A 14,353-nucleotide genomic window follows, 5' to 3' on the forward strand; every position below is an offset into this window, starting at 1 on the left:
CGCGGTGACCCTGCTCATCTCGGCCCTGCTGGGCTATCTGCTGGGCTCGATCCCCTTCGGGCTGGTGCTGACGCGGCTGGCCGGTCTGGGCGACATCCGCCAGATCGGGTCCGGCAACATCGGCGCCACCAACGTGCTGCGCACCGGCAACAAGCCGCTGGCCGCCGCCACCCTGCTCCTGGACAGCGGCAAGGGCGCCATCGCCGCCCTGCTCGCCCTCGCCTGGGCCGGGCCGGAGGCGGCGGTCTTCGCGGCGGGCGGCGCCATGCTAGGGCACAGCTTCCCGGTCTGGCTCGGCTTCAAGGGCGGCAAGGGCGTGGCGACCGCGCTCGGCGTGCTGCTGGCGGTGTCCTGGCCGGTCGGCGTGATCGCCTGCGCGACGTGGCTCGCCATGGCCTTCCTGTTCAAGATCTCGTCGCTTTCGGCGCTGACCGCTCTCGGCCTCAGCCCGATCTTCGGCTGGATCTTCGGCGGGCCGCTGGTAGCGGGTTTGTGCCTGTTCATCGCCGCGCTGGTCGCCATCCGCCATTCCGCGAACATTCAGCGCCTGCTGAAGGGCGAGGAGCCGAAGATCAGCTTCGGCAAGAAGAAGGCCTGACCGACCTCCGTTCAGGTCTTCAGGAACACCTGATCCATCGCCGTCAACAGTTCCCCCGCCAGGACGGGCTTCCGCAGGATCACCAGCGGTCCGCCCTCCCCGTCCTGCAGTCCGGGGATTCCGTCCTCCGGCGGGGAGGCGGACAGGACAACGATGGGCAGGTCAGGCCAATCGAGCCGCAACTGCCGGATCATCGCCTCGCCGCCCAGCCGGGGCATCACCAGATCGGTGATGAGCGCATCGAAGGCGCCCCCGGCCAAGGCGCTCAGCCCGGCTTCGCCGTCCGTCACGGTGGTGACCGTGCAATGGGCCATTTCCAGCATGCGGGCCATTGCCATGGCGGTGAGCGAATCATCCTCCACGAGAAGAATATTGAGCGGCCTCGCGAAACGCACCGGTAACCTCCACGGGTGGCGAACGGGCCGACACATTCTACGAAGGCCGGTGTCTTCGCTCCTGCAAAAAAGTGTGTCGGCGTGCGTTATTTAGGACGTCGGCTTCACCGTACCATGGTGTGAGGGCCGGCGGGATGGTTTTGAAAAGGCCGTGACCGACCCCGCCCCCCGCGCCTTGCGGCGGCTCGACCAGCGGTACTGGGGATCGTCGGCGATCAGGTGCAGGTGGTCGGAGATGCGGTTGCGCTCCAGCCAGCCGAGGGCGGCCTCCAGCTCCGACAGGGTCATTTCCGAGCGCGCCTTGTTCATGCAGCGCTTCAGCACGGCGTTGTAGGTGTGGTAGCTGACCGGCCCCTCGGCGACGAGGTTGTTGTCCTGGTCCTCGATCACCTGGGCCGCCACGATCTGGCCGATGCGCTGGCGTAGATGGTGCTCCACCGCGCTCGGCACCTGCACCCCGTCCTTTGACGGGCGCTCGGCCGAGGGGCGGTCGGCCGAATCGCGCCCCGGCGACGGATTGCCGAAATCGGGGCCGGGAGCCACCACGGCAAAGCGCAGGGCCGTCGCGTTGGACTCCAGCGGGATGATCTCCGGCTCCGCCTCCACCGTGCGCTCGAAGGGCAATTCGTGCTGGCGCCGCGTCTTGACCATGGCCCGCGTGCCCTGCTGGGTCTCGACCATCTGGCGGAACCGCTCGAACATCATGTCGGAGGGATGGTAGATCACCGCCCGCTGCTGCTCGTAGGCGCCGGCGTGGGGATCGACGCGGGTGGCCCGCGCGATGGCCTGCTCCAGCCAGGGGCGGGAGCGGATGTGGGTCAGGCAGGCGACGTGCGAGATGGCCGGCGCATCCAGCCCCTCATAGGCCATGGCGACGGAGACCAGAACGGCGGGCTCGGGGCGCAGGCGGAAGGCGGCCACCACCTCCTGAGCGTCGCGCCGTTCGGAAATGGCGATCTGGGCCATCCGCGCCGCCTGCGCGCCGGGCATCCAGCCGCGCAGCGTGTCGAGGTAGTTGCGGGCGGTCTCCTGGTCCGGCGCGATCACCAGCAGCTTGCCCAACCCGGCGCCCTCATGCCCCGCGCCCTCCCGACCGTTCGCCGCCGCGCGCCGCTTCGCCCGGTGCTCGCGGCAAGAGCGGTAGGCCTCGCGCAGCATGGCCTGGGCGAAGCCGGTGCGCAGCGCGGTGAACAGGGCGTCGCGGGTGTTCTCCCCGGCGCGGGACAGCGCATCGACGCTGCGCGTCGTCCGCTCCGCGTCCAGCCATGTGGCGGTGCCGTCCATCGCCCCGAAGGTCACCGGCAGGATCGCCTTCTCGGCCAGCGCCTGGCGCCGCGAATAGCCGACGATGGCCCAGCCCGGCGCCTTGAAGTCGATCTCGCGCACCCGCCGCACCCCCGTCGGCGCGCGGTAGGGCAGCCACAGGATGGGGCGCCCGTCCGCCCGCTCCAGCGTGCCGCTCATCAGCAGCCGGGCGGCGGCGCTTTCCAACAGCGGCAGGATGGAGCGGCTCCAGGCCGTCTCGTCCTCCGCCGTGGTCGCCGCTCCGCTGTCGGCGACGGCGGGCAGATGATGCAACTCGTCCACCGCCAACAGGTAACGGTGGCGGCGGAACTCCTGAAGATGCAGGTCCGGCGCCGCGGCGACCGCCTGATAAGTGGTGACGTAGCCTTGCAGACCGCGGCAGGGATCGCGCCCGTTCTCGGCCGCCCGCAGCGCGACTCCGTGCCCCAGCGCCTCGCGCCAGCGCGGATCGGCGAAGGCTTCCTCGGCCTGTCGGCGCAGGCTGTCGCGTGGCACGATCCAGCAGATGCGGTCGATCAGCCCGGCGCGCATCAGCGCCGCCCCCATGATGACCGGCAGCAGCGACTTTCCCCCACCCGGCGTCACCGCGGCCAGAACGTCCCGCACGTCCGTCTGCCGCTGGGCGATGGCCGCGGCGACGCCGGCAACCATGGTCTGGTGGCTCCTCAACGCTGGCATGCCGGCCTGACGCCCCTCCCTGACGGTTTCCGCGGTATGGACCGGCAAGGCTAAGCTGCGGGGAGTCACCGGGTCACGGATTCAATCGTAGGTAGACATCCCCCAAAGGAGGGGGGCCGCTCGCCAAAGGAGTCCCAAGGAAAGGTGTCGGATGCGCTTCGGTCTGGGCGCGGCTCGGGCTTCGTGGTACACGAATTGTTCTTTTGAAAAGTCCCCAATGAGAAGAGCAAGGAGGGCACCAAGACATGAGCACCCGTCCGCAGGCGGTTTCCACCCAGCATGTCGAGAACGAGCGCACCCGCGTCACCGAATGGCGTCTGGTGCCGGGGGCGGAGACCGGCGCCCATGTGCATGGCTACGACTATGTGATCGTTCCGGTGACGGCCGGCGCCTTTACCATCGTCGCTCCGGACGGCAACGCCCGCCAATTCCCGCTGGAGCCGGGCCGCTCCTATTTCCGCAAGGCCGGCGTCAGCCACAACGTCATCAACGACGGCGACAGCGACATCGTCTTCGTCGAGGTCGAATTCCTCCAGCCCGGCTGACCCCTTACAAGCCCGATCCGACCGACCGATGCACCGCGGTTCCACCATGTTCGACTATGGCCAGGACGGCGACGAGCCGCTCCCCGACGCCGTCATCCGTTCCGGCGGGCCGCGGTCCGTCCAGCACCTGCTGCTCTCGCTGTCGCCCGAGAATCCGCTCTACCTTTACGCCGACGCGGCGGACGCCGGGGGCGGGGCCTATTACCGGGACTCCCGCGAGGTCTGGCAGTCGCTGGCCGACGGGGAGGGGCAGCGCTGGCGCTGGTTCGTCGGCAGCCAGGGCCGCGTCGTCGAGGCCGCCCCCGGCGACGTCCACGGCCTGCGCCGCGCCGCGCCGGTCGCCCTCACCATCACGTGGTACAGCCTGCCGGACCGCGAGAGCGTCGGGCGGGTGCGCAACGCCCTGCGCGCCATCGGCGCAACCTGCACCCGCGGCCCGGCGGGCTGAAAGCGTACCTCCATCGTGAACGCATGGGCGCCATGTCATTTCGGAATCCCTCTTGATCAGGCCGGGATTGTGTGGGCGCGACTTCTGTCCTAATGTTAGGATCCAGGAATCCGGGAGCATCCGACAGAGTGGCCGTCACCCAGGCACAGCCTTCGCGCGTTCTGACGCCCTGTGCCTCATCGCTCGCCCTGCGGTGACCGCCCATGATGGCCTCTTCCCACATGATCGTCGGCGGGGCGGCGTGGTTCTACGCCTCGGCGCGCTTCGGCCTGCCTTTTGACGTGGTGGCGTTCGGGGCGGCGGTGATCGGGTCGCTGGCGCCGGACATCGACCATCCCAAATCAACGCTCGGCCAGTTGATGCGGCCCCTGTCGAACGTGATCTCCGCCGTCTTCGGGCATCGCGGCGTCACCCATTCCACGCTGGCCATCGCGGGATGCTTTTGGGTCCTGCACGAGTACGCGGACTACTCGCACCTGATCCTGCCCTTCCTGATCGGTTATCTGACCCATCTGGCGGGCGACCTGCTGACCCCGGCGGGGCTGCCGCTGCTCTGGCCGATCAAGCGGCGGCGCAACTTCGCGCTGCCCATCCTGAAGACCGGCGGATTCTCGGAGCAGCTGGCGGTCACGCTGCTGGCCGGCTGGATGATCTCCGGCCTGTTTTCCGCATCCTGGCCGGGCCTGCCCCTCGACCGCCTGCCCTTCGAGAACTGGATGGCGATGGACCGCCCGTGGCGCTCCGCCGTCGTCGCGGCGCAAGGATTCCTTGGAGAGGAAGGGCGGGAACGCAGTGCGCCGCCGATTCCCGCGCGCAAGCCCGCTGAGCCGGCGAAGACCCGCCCGTTGAAAGGATGAGGCATGAGTGTTTGGGTTGTGTTTTAAATGTAACGGTCAATGACTTATCTTTGCTTTCAGTTTCGCCAACCTTGTTGCATTTCGTCATAGAGACCGTGAAAATCTGTCTTTGTCACCGCTTAGCGATTCGTTAGGCTTTTTAGGCATATTCTAACAACCATATCCAATCGATCTTAGATTGAATTTCCACACGCTTCGATGCGGACGGATCCGACCATGGCAAAGCTCCGGATGTCGAAAGAGACGCAGGCGGCCGACGGCGCCCCTCCCGATGCGGCGACGGCGCTTCCGCTCCATCTCGCCCTGCCCGATCTGCCCGGCGGGCAGGACAACAGCCTGAAGCGTGTGTCCGACGTGCTGGCCCCGCTGGATCATGGGCAGAAGCTCCAGCTCTACAAGATGATCCGCGACGGCTATCTGGAGGACATGGCCGAGCCGGTCGCCCAGATGCTGGTCACCATGCTGAACGGGCGGCGGTCCGAGCACGCGCGGCGCGTCTGGACCGGCCTGTTCGACGCGCTGATCCTGCGCGACGATTCCCTGCTGACCAGCGGGGTCCGGCTGGCCGGCGCGCTGCATCTGGCGGACGTCAGCGCCTGGTGGTTCGCCCTGGCTCCGCGCATGGAACCGCTGGTCGGCCGCGTCCAGGAGACGGTGGCCCGGCTCGCCAAGGACCAACCGCTCAACGAGATCTTCGCTTCCGCCGAGGCGCAGGGCTGGGCAGACGAGCTGCGCCAGCGCAGCCTCGCCGTGCTGGCCCGCCTGCGCGCGACGCCGGCGGCGGCGACCGCCTTCCTGGCCGAGGTGTCGGGCTTCCGCGCGCAGATGTTGAAACGCCACGGCGTCCGCCAGCGCGAGGGCGTCGCCCGTGCGGAGCTGGAGCGGATGGAAACCATCCTTCTGGCGGCCCCCGCCTGGGCGGACCAGCCCCTGCCGTCGCTGCTGCACGGCGACCCGGTGCGTCTGGCGCGGGAGATGGTGCGCCGCGGCGACTGCACGCGCGACGGGGCGGCCATGTTCGCGGTGGCCGGCCTGCACAGGCGCGACGACGCCGCCCTGGCGACCCGCCTCTTCGAAGCCTTCCCCGTCGCTGTGGCCAAGGACGCCATCATCGGCCGCCTTCTGGTCGCCGCGGAGGCGCTGAAGGCCACATTGACCGGCAGCTTCCTCAGCAAGCCGGGCCTGCTGGTGGCGGACGCGGTGGACGACCGCGACCATCCCTCCGCCCAGCTCCAGCATTTCCTGGCCTGGTACGACGCCGTCCACGCGCTGGAGCTGGACACCACCGACCGCGAACGCAACATGGTCCATCAGGCCTTCCGCGAGCTGAGCAACGCGGTGCACGAGGACCTTGCTCCCGTGCTGGCCCGGCGGATCGAGGCGCTGACCATGCACAGCGTGCTCGACCCGCTGATGGAGCGCGTGCGCTTCGTCAACGAGTTCCAGGCGCAGTTGGCGCGGCGCGGCATCGTGTCGTCGGGCAAGCCGTGGCGGACCGAGGACGGCAACCACGTCGCCACGGTCTTCCGCCGCCTGTCCTCCACCGGCGCCGCGGAAGGGCTGCGGACGCTCGGTCAGCTCGCCGATCTGGCGGACATGCTGAGCTATCCCATCGAGATCACCGCGCTCGACATCGCGCTTGCCGGGGTGATCGAGGCGGCCTTGCGGCAGCAGCAGACGTTTGGCGCTGCCGAAACCCGCCTGATCGACCGCGTCATCGCCGTGTCGAGCGACGAGCGCAAGCGCTGCCGTTGGTGGGTCGCTCCGGAGGTCGTCACCTTGCTGGACGCCGCGGAAAAGTCCGGCATCGCCGGTCCCACGAAGAAGTAACGGCACCCCACCGACATTCCACCGTTTCAGCTTGTGCCAGGATGCCAGGCACCCGTTGCCGGCCGGTTCGTTCCGGCTGCGGAACGGCGGTGCCAGCCTCCTGTTGTCCGGACATGTGAAGCCGGCGCCGTCCTTGATCGTGGCGGCGTCCGGCGCTCCCCCGCAGATCCGGAGTCTCCATGGCACAGCTCAAGGCCAGCCTGCGCCCGGCCCCCGCCCCGCCGCCCGAACCAATTCCCGTCACGCTGAACGTCAACGGGGTGGAGCGGACGCTTCACCTCGCGCCATGGACGACGCTGCTGGACGCGTTGCGCCTGCACCTCGACCTGACCGGCACCAAGAAAGGCTGCGACCACGGCCAGTGCGGGGCCTGCACCGTGCTGGTGGACGGGCGGCGCATCAATTCCTGCCTGACGCTGGCGGCGATGCAGGACGGCCGCAAGGTCACCACCATCGAGGGGCTGACCACCGGCGACGCGCTCCACCCGCTCCAGGAAGCCTTCATCGAGCATGACGCCTTCCAGTGCGGCTATTGCACGCCGGGCCAGATCTGTTCCGCCGCCGGGCTGATCGCCGAAGGCAAGGCCACCACCGACGACGAGATCCGCGAGTTGATGAGCGGCAACCTCTGCCGCTGCGGGGCCTATCCCAACATCGTCGCGGCGATCCGGCAGGCCATGGCCACCGCCGCCCCGAAGACGGAGGGCGCGCCATGAGATCCTTCACCTACGCCCGCGCCGAGAGCGCGGCGGACGCGGTCGGACGGGCCGGCGCCTCCGGAACCGCCTTCGTCGCCGGGGGGACCAACCTGCTCGACCTGATGAAGGCCGATGTGCTGCGGCCGGAGGGGCTGGTCGACATCTCCCGCCTGCCGCTGGACCGGATCGAGGAGACGGCGGAGGGCGGCCTGCGGTTGGGCGCGCTGGCCCGCAACGCAGACACCGCCTACGACGAGCGCGTGCAGACCCGCTACCCCATGCTGTCCATGGCGATCCTCGCCGGCGCCTCGGCGCAGCTCCGCAACATGGCGACCAACGGCGGCAACCTGCTGCAACGGACGCGCTGCTATTACTTCTACGACACGGCCACCCCCTGCAACAAACGGGAGCCGGGGTCGGGCTGCGGCGCGATCGGCGGGGTCAACCGCATCCACGCCATCCTGGGCGCCAGCGACCGGTGCATCGCCGTCCACCCCTCCGACCTCTGCGTCGCTCTGGCGGCGCTCGACGCGGTGGTCCAGGTGACCGGGCCGGACGGCGAGCGCAGCATCCCCTTCGCCGAGTTCCACCGCCTGCCCGGCGACCGCCCGGAGATCGACACCACCTTGCAGCCGGGCGACCTCGTCACGGCCATCGACCTGCCGGCCAGGGGCTTCGCCGAACACTCCACCTATCTGAAGGTCCGCGACCGCGCCTCCTACGCCTTCGCGCTGGTGTCGGTGGCGGCGGGTCTGGAGATGGACGGGGGCACCGTCCGCAACGCCCGTCTGGCGCTGGGCGGCGTCGCCCACAAGCCCTGGCGCGACCCGGAGGCGGAGGCCGCCCTCGTCGGCAAGCCCGCCACGCCCGACAGCTTCCGCGCCGCCGCGCGCGTGCTGCTGCGCGACGCCAAGGGGCACGAGCACAACAGCTTCAAGATCGACCTCGCCGAGCGCGCCATCGTCCGCGCCCTGACCGAAGCCGCCGAGCGCAAGGGAGCGCCCCGTCCATGATCGCCATTCCCAGCATCCCCGGCTTCCTGACGGAGCCCAACGGCCCCATCGGCAAGCCCGTCAGCCGGGTGGACGGGCGGAAAAAGGTGACCGGTGACGCCCATTACGCCGCCGAGTTCAGCTTGCCGGACCTCGCTCACGGTTACATCGTCTCCAGCGCCATCGCGCGTGGGCGGATCACCCGCATCGACACGGCGGCGGCACTCGCCCTGCCCGGCGTCATTCACGTCTTCACCCATGAGAACCGGCCGAGCCTCGCCTGGTTCGACCGCAAGTGGAAGGACGACGACGCGCCGAAGGGGGCGCCCTTCCGCCCGCTCTACGACGCGGAGATCCACCACGCGCTCCAGCCGGTGGCGCTGGTGATCGCCGAGAGCTTCGAACTGGCCCGCTACGCCGCCCGCCTCGTCCACATCGAGTATGAGGCGGCGCCCCACCAGACCGACCTGCGCGCCAACCGCGCGGACAGTTTCACCCCCGGCAAGGACAAGGGCGGTTTCCAACCCCCGCCGAAGCCGCGCGGCGACTCGGAGCAGGCCTTCCTCGACTCGCCCGTCAAGGTGGACGCGGAGTTCACCCAGGCCGCGGAATACCACAACCCGATGGAGATGCACGCCACCACGGTCCTACACCACGACGACGGCACGCTGACCGTCCACGACAAGACCCAGGGCGCGCAGAACTGCCACACCTACATCTGCAACGTCTTCGGCCTGGCCAAATCCGCGGTGCGGGTGATGTCGCCCTTCGTCGGCGGCGCCTTCGGCTCCGGCTTGCGGCCGCAGCACCAGCTCTTCATGGCCATGCTGGCGGCGACGCAGTTGAAACGCTCCGTCCGGGTGGAGCTGTCGCGCCCGCAGATGTTCAGCTTCGGCCACCGGCCCGAAACCATCCAGCGGGTGGCGCTGGGCGCCGACCGCGACGGCACGCTGCGGGCGCTGATCCATGAGGCGGTGCAGGAAAGCTCGCGGAACGAGAACTATGTGGAGATCGTCGTCAACTGGTCGGGCCAGCAGTACAAGTGCGACAACGTCCGGCTGGACTACACGCTGACGCGGCTGGACGTGCACACGCCGCTGGACCAGCGCGCGCCGGGGGCGGCGACCGGTGTCACGGCGCTGGAAATCGCCATGGACGAGTTGGCCGGCAAACTCGGCATGGACCCGCTGGAGCTTCGCCTGAGGAACTACACGGAGACCGACCCCAACACCGGAAACCCCTTCTCCAGCAAGGAGCTGCGGGCCTGCTTCCAGCAGGGGGCGGAGCGGTTCGGCTGGGCGAAGCGCAGCCCCGCGCCGCGCTCCATGCGGGACGGGCGCGAACTGATCGGCTGGGGCATGGCGGCGGGCGTGTGGGACGCCATGCAGGGGCAGGCCGCCGCCAAGGCCGTCCTGGGCGTCGACGGCAAGCTGGTGGTGTCCAGCGCCACCGCCGACATCGGCACCGGCACCTACACCGTCATGACGCAGATCGCCGCCGACGTGCTGGGCCTGCCGATCGGGGAGGTGACCTTCTGCCTGGGCGATTCCTCGCTGCCCACCGCCCCCATCGAAGGCGGGTCCTGGACCGTCTCCACCGTCGGGTCGGCAGTGAAGGCGGTGTGCGACCGGGTGCGGTCACAGTTGGTGACGTTGGCCGGCAAGCGGGACGACAGCCCGCTGAAGGGCGTGGCGGAGGAGGATATTCTCTTCGCCGACGGCCATCTGATCGTCCGGAACGACCGGGCGCGGCGGCTGTCCATCACCGACGTGATGCGCGGCTCCGGCACCCTCAGCATCGAGGAGGAGGCGCGCGCCCTGCCCTATCTGCTGGCGCGGGCGCGGCACACCTTCGCCACCCACTCCGCGGTCTTCGTGGAGGTCCGGGTGGATGAGGATCTCGGCACCATCCGGGTATCGCGCGTGGTCAGCGCCATCGCCGCCGGACGCATCATCAACCCCAAGACGGCGCGCAGCCAGATCCAGGGCGCCGTGGTCTGGGGCATCGGCATGGGTCTGGAGGAGGAGGCCTTCACCGACCACCGGCTGGGCCGCGTGATGAACCACGACTACGCCGAGTACCATGTCCCGGTGAACGCCGACGTGCCGGACATCGACGTGCTGTTCGTCGAGGAGCATGACGACATGGTCAACGCGCTGGGCGCCAAGGGGGTCGGCGAGATCGGCATCGTCGGCGTTCCCGCCGCCATCGCCAACGCCATCCATCACGCGACCGGCGTGCGCGTGCGCGATTTCCCGATCACGTTGGACAAGGTGCTGGCGGGACTGCGCTGACGGGAGCGGGGGCACGCGACGGGCCCCCACCCAACCCTCCCCCGCTTTCGCAGGGGAGGGCTTTTCTCCTCCCCCTGCGATAGCGGGGGGAGGCCGGGAGGGGGGCCATACACGGCCACCTCCCAAACCATCCGTCCCCCTTACGCCGCGGCGACGGCCTCGACCGGCGCCATGCGGATCAGGTAGTCGAAGGCCGATAGGGCCGCCTTCGAGCCCTCGCCCATGGCGATGACGATCTGCTTGTAGGGCACCGTCGTCGCATCGCCCGCCGCGAACACGCCGGGGACGGAGGTCTGGCCGCGGGCGTCCACCTCGATCTCGCCGCGCGGGCTCAGCGCCACAGCGCCCTTCAGCCATTCTGTGTTGGGCACGAGGCCGATCTGCACGAAGATGCCCTCCAGGTCGATGCGGTGCACCTCACTGGTGTTGCGGTTCTTGTAGCTGAGGCCGGTCACCTTGGTGCCGTCGCCATGCACCTCGGTCGTCAGGCCCGAGGTGATGACGCGCACGTTGGGCAGGCTGCGCAGCTTGCGCTGGAGCACCTCGTCGGCACGGAGCTGGCTGTCGAACTCGATCAGCGTCACCTCGGCGACAATGCCGGCGAGGTCGATGGCCGCTTCCACGCCGGAGTTGCCGCCGCCGATGACCGCCACGCGCTTGCCCTTGAACAGCGGGCCGTCGCAGTGCGGGCAGTAGGCCACGCCCTTGTTGCGGTACTCGTCCTCGCCGGGGACGCCCATCTGGCGCCAGCGGGCGCCGGTGGACAGGATCACCGTCTTGGACTTCAGCGAGGCGCCGTTGGCGAGCTGGACCTCGATCAGGCCGCCCGGACCCTCGGCGGGGATCAGCTTGTCCGCCCGCTGCAGGTTCATCACGTCGACCTCATACTCCTTGACGTGCTGCTCCAGCGCGGTGGCCAGCTTCGGACCCTCGGTGTGGGAGACGGAGATGAAGTTCTCGATGGCCATGGTGTCGAGCACCTGACCGCCGAAGCGCTCCGCCGCCACACCGGTGCGGATGCCCTTGCGGGCCGCGTAGATCGCCGCCGCGGCGCCGGCCGGGCCGCCACCGATCACCAGCACGTCGAAGGCGTCCTTGGCCTTGATCTTCTCCGCGTCGCGCTGCGAGGCGCCGGTGTCGATCTTGGCGAGGATCTGCTCCAGCCCCATGCGGCCCTGGCCGAACGGCTCGCCGTTCAGGAATATGGACGGCACGGCCATGATCTTGCGCGAGTCGACCTCCTGCTGGAACAGCGCGCCGTCGATGGCGACATGCTTGATCCGCGGGTTCAGGACACTCATCAGGTTCAGGGCCTGCACCACGTCGGGGCAGTTCTGGCAGGACAGCGAGAAGTAGGTCTCGAAGCGGTACTCACCCTCCAGCGCCTTCACCTGCTCGATGACCTCCGCCGACTCCTTGGAGGGGTGGCCACCAACCTGCAGCAGGGCGAGGATGAGGGAATTGAATTCATGGCCCATCGGCAGGCCGGCGAAGCGGACGCCGATGTCGGTGCCGGTGCGCTTGATCGCGAAGGAGGGCTTGCGCGCATCGTCGTCGGTGCGGACGAAGGTGATCTTGTCCGACAGGGACGCGATGTCCTGCAGCAGAGCCTGCATGTCCTGCGACTTGGCGCCGTCGTCCAGGGAGGCGGCCAGTTCGATGGGCTGCGTGATCTTGTCGAAATAGGCCTTGAGCTGGCCTTTGACGTTGCTATCCAACACGGCGAGGGCTCCCGAAAGTGGTTTTTCGAAGCGAGCCCGGTGGCGCCAGGGCGGGTCCGGGCAGCAGGGTGTCTTTGAACAGACTTTTTTTGAACGGATGAAGGCCACTCGTGATCCGGGCCCGGAATCGATCCGGGCCCGAAGCCGTGGCGCCGCGGCCGGCGTGGCCGCGGCCGAACCGTCCGGCCGCGGTTGTGCGGCCGGCGGTTCCCAGAGGATCAAGCCGGAGAGGCTTAGATCTTGCCGACGAGGTCGAGCGACGGGGCGAGCGTCTTCTCACCCTCTTCCCACTTGGCCGGGCAGACCTCGCCCGGGTGCGAGGCGACGTACTGGGCGGCCTTCACCTTGCGGAGCAGCTCGCGGGCGTCGCGGCCGATACCGCCGGCGGTGATCTCGACGATCTGGATCTTGCCGTCCGGGTCGACGACGAAGGTGCCGCGGTCGGCGAGGCCCTTCTCCTCGATCAGGATCTCGAAGTTGCGGCAGATCGTGGCGGTCGGGTCGCCGACCATGGTGTAGGCGATCTTGCCGATGGCCGGCGAGGTGTCGTGCCAGGCCTTGTGGCAGAAGTGGGTATCGGTCGAAACGCTGTAGATCTCAACGCCGAGCTTCTGGAACTCGCTGTAGTTATCGGCCAGGTCTTCCAGCTCGGTCGGGCACACGAAGGTGAAGTCCGCCGGGTAGAAGAAGACGACCGACCACTTGCCCTTCAGGTCGGCGTCGCTGACGTCGATGAACTTGCCGCCCTTGAAAGCGGTCGCCTTGAACGGCTTAATCTCGGTGTTGATCAAGGACATGATTTCTCCATCAGTCTGAATGATTGGAGCAAGCGTCACTCCGGTGTCCTGCCCGCTTGGCCCCGTCTTCCCAATGGTGTCCCATATGGGCTACCGGTGCCGCGGCATCCCTGCCGGAAGTCTGCTCCCCCCTCGTTGGTCGCTTGACACCAGGGAAGTTAGGGGCAATGGGTCAGCGATGGAAGCGAAAAATACCAATCGCTTTGATCGATAAAACCGATTATTGTGCGGTGCATGAAGCCCCTCCCCACCTTGCGTCAGCTCCACTACCTCGTCGCCGTCGTCGATCGCTGCCATTTCGGCAAGGCGGCGGAGGCGTGCCTCGTCAGCCAGTCCACGCTCAGCGCCGGCATCCAGGAATTGGAGAATCTGCTGGGCGCCCCGCTGCTGGAGCGCACGCGGCGCACCGTCCTGCCGACCCCGCTGGGCCGCGAGATCGCCGACCGCGCCCGCCTCGTCCTGAAGGGGGCGGAGGAACTGGTGGACATGGCCCGCTCGGTGGAGGACCCGATGTCCGGACCGCTCCATCTGGGTGTGATCCCGACCATCGGCCCCTTCCTGATTCCCCGCGTGATGCCGGCCCTGCGCGACAGCTTTCCCAAGCTGAAGCTGTTCCTGCGCGAGGACCAGACCGCCCGGCTGCTCGACCGGCTGGAGTCGGGGGAACTGGACGCGGCCATCCTCGCCCTGCCCTATCCGTCCGGCGACGTGGAATCGATCGACATCGCCGAAGACCGCTTTTCCGTGGTCTGCACGCCCGAGCACCGGCTGAGCGACGTCACGACGCCCCGCCCGTCCGACGTCGCACTGGACGATCTGCTGCTGCTGGAGGACGGGCACTGCCTGCGCGACCACGCGCTGGCCGCCTGCTCCATGGAAGGGGCGCGGCAAAGCGCCGCGTTCCAGGGCACCAGCCTGCACACGCTGGTCCAGATGGTGGCCAACGGGCTGGGGGTGACGCTGCTGCCGCAGATGGCGCTCGACTCGGGGATTCTGCGCGGTTTGGATGTGGTGGTCCGCCCGCTGGGCGGGGAGCGGCCGTTCCGCCGGATCGGGCTGGTCTGGCGCCGCACCTCCGGCCGCAAGGAGACCTTCCGGCAGCTCGCCGCCGCCCTGAAGACGGAGATGTCCCGCGACAGTGGACCGCAGGCCCCCGCCAACGGCGACGCCAGCGTGCGGACCGCCGCCTGATCCA

13 protein-coding genes are annotated in these 14,353 nt (G+C 68.8%); 9 read left to right on the forward strand and 4 right to left on the reverse strand.

Annotated features, from left to right (window positions below; genetic code table 11):
- The first annotated feature begins 4 nt into the window (after window positions 1-4).
- Entirely contained in the window at window positions 5-598 is a 594-nt protein-coding gene (gene plsY, locus AMK58_RS19095; protein ID WP_035678734.1) for a glycerol-3-phosphate 1-O-acyltransferase PlsY, read from the forward strand.
- Between the two features lie 11 nt (window positions 599-609).
- Here the strand turns inward: plsY and AMK58_RS19100 are convergent, their stop codons facing one another.
- A complete protein-coding gene (locus tag AMK58_RS19100; protein WP_079285411.1) occupies window positions 610-993 on the reverse strand; it encodes a response regulator in 384 nt (127 codons plus the stop codon).
- A 90-nt stretch (window positions 994-1,083) separates the two neighbouring features.
- Entirely contained in the window at window positions 1,084-2,976 is a 1,893-nt protein-coding gene (locus tag AMK58_RS19105) for a DEAD/DEAH box helicase (RefSeq protein WP_079285412.1), read from the reverse strand.
- A 245-nt stretch (window positions 2,977-3,221) separates the two neighbouring features.
- On the opposite strand from AMK58_RS19105, the gene AMK58_RS19110 reads away from it, so the two are divergent.
- From AMK58_RS19110 to AMK58_RS19140, 7 genes are all read left to right on the forward strand, one after another.
- The gene (locus tag AMK58_RS19110) at window positions 3,222-3,521 is read left to right on the forward strand and encodes a cupin domain-containing protein (RefSeq protein ID WP_035678732.1); all 300 of its coding nucleotides are present in this window, start codon (window positions 3,222-3,224) and stop codon (window positions 3,519-3,521) included.
- Window positions 3,522-3,549: 28 nt separating this feature from the next.
- A complete protein-coding gene (locus AMK58_RS19115; RefSeq protein ID WP_059399296.1) occupies window positions 3,550-3,969 on the forward strand; it encodes a hypothetical protein in 420 nt (139 codons plus the stop codon).
- 203 nt (window positions 3,970-4,172) lie between these two features.
- A complete protein-coding gene (locus AMK58_RS19120; protein WP_035678729.1) occupies window positions 4,173-4,826 on the forward strand; it encodes a metal-dependent hydrolase in 654 nt (217 codons plus the stop codon).
- Between the two features lie 216 nt (window positions 4,827-5,042).
- Window positions 5,043-6,656: a hypothetical protein gene (locus AMK58_RS19125; RefSeq protein WP_079285413.1), complete on the forward strand. Its 1,614-nt coding sequence runs from the start codon at window positions 5,043-5,045 to the stop codon at window positions 6,654-6,656.
- Window positions 6,657-6,835: 179 nt separating this feature from the next.
- Complete coding sequence (locus AMK58_RS19130; RefSeq protein WP_051140596.1) at window positions 6,836-7,372, forward strand: (2Fe-2S)-binding protein; 537 nt, start codon at window positions 6,836-6,838, stop codon at window positions 7,370-7,372.
- Complete coding sequence (locus tag AMK58_RS19135; protein WP_035678726.1) at window positions 7,369-8,367, forward strand: FAD binding domain-containing protein; 999 nt, start codon at window positions 7,369-7,371, stop codon at window positions 8,365-8,367. The genes AMK58_RS19130 and AMK58_RS19135 overlap by 4 nt, the downstream gene beginning before the upstream one ends.
- Entirely contained in the window at window positions 8,364-10,640 is a 2,277-nt protein-coding gene (locus AMK58_RS19140; protein ID WP_104675394.1) for a xanthine dehydrogenase family protein molybdopterin-binding subunit, read from the forward strand. The genes AMK58_RS19135 and AMK58_RS19140 overlap by 4 nt, the downstream gene beginning before the upstream one ends.
- Window positions 10,641-10,780: 140 nt before the next feature.
- Here AMK58_RS19140 and ahpF read toward each other — a convergent pair whose 3' ends face one another.
- Together ahpF and ahpC are read right to left on the reverse strand one after the other, a co-directional pair.
- Complete coding sequence (ahpF, locus tag AMK58_RS19145; RefSeq protein WP_059399298.1) at window positions 10,781-12,361, reverse strand: alkyl hydroperoxide reductase subunit F; 1,581 nt, start codon at window positions 12,359-12,361, stop codon at window positions 10,781-10,783.
- Window positions 12,362-12,594: 233 nt separating this feature from the next.
- Complete coding sequence (ahpC, locus tag AMK58_RS19150; RefSeq protein ID WP_059399299.1) at window positions 12,595-13,158, reverse strand: alkyl hydroperoxide reductase subunit C; 564 nt, start codon at window positions 13,156-13,158, stop codon at window positions 12,595-12,597.
- Window positions 13,159-13,392: 234 nt separating this feature from the next.
- On the opposite strand from ahpC, the gene AMK58_RS19155 reads away from it, so the two are divergent.
- Window positions 13,393-14,349, forward strand: a complete 957-nt coding sequence (locus tag AMK58_RS19155; protein WP_035678724.1) for a hydrogen peroxide-inducible genes activator — start codon at window positions 13,393-13,395, stop codon at window positions 14,347-14,349.
- The last annotated feature ends 4 nt before the right edge of the window (window positions 14,350-14,353 follow it).

This window comes from Azospirillum brasilense, assembly GCF_001315015.1.
GTDB lineage: Bacteria > Pseudomonadota > Alphaproteobacteria > Azospirillales > Azospirillaceae > Azospirillum > Azospirillum brasilense.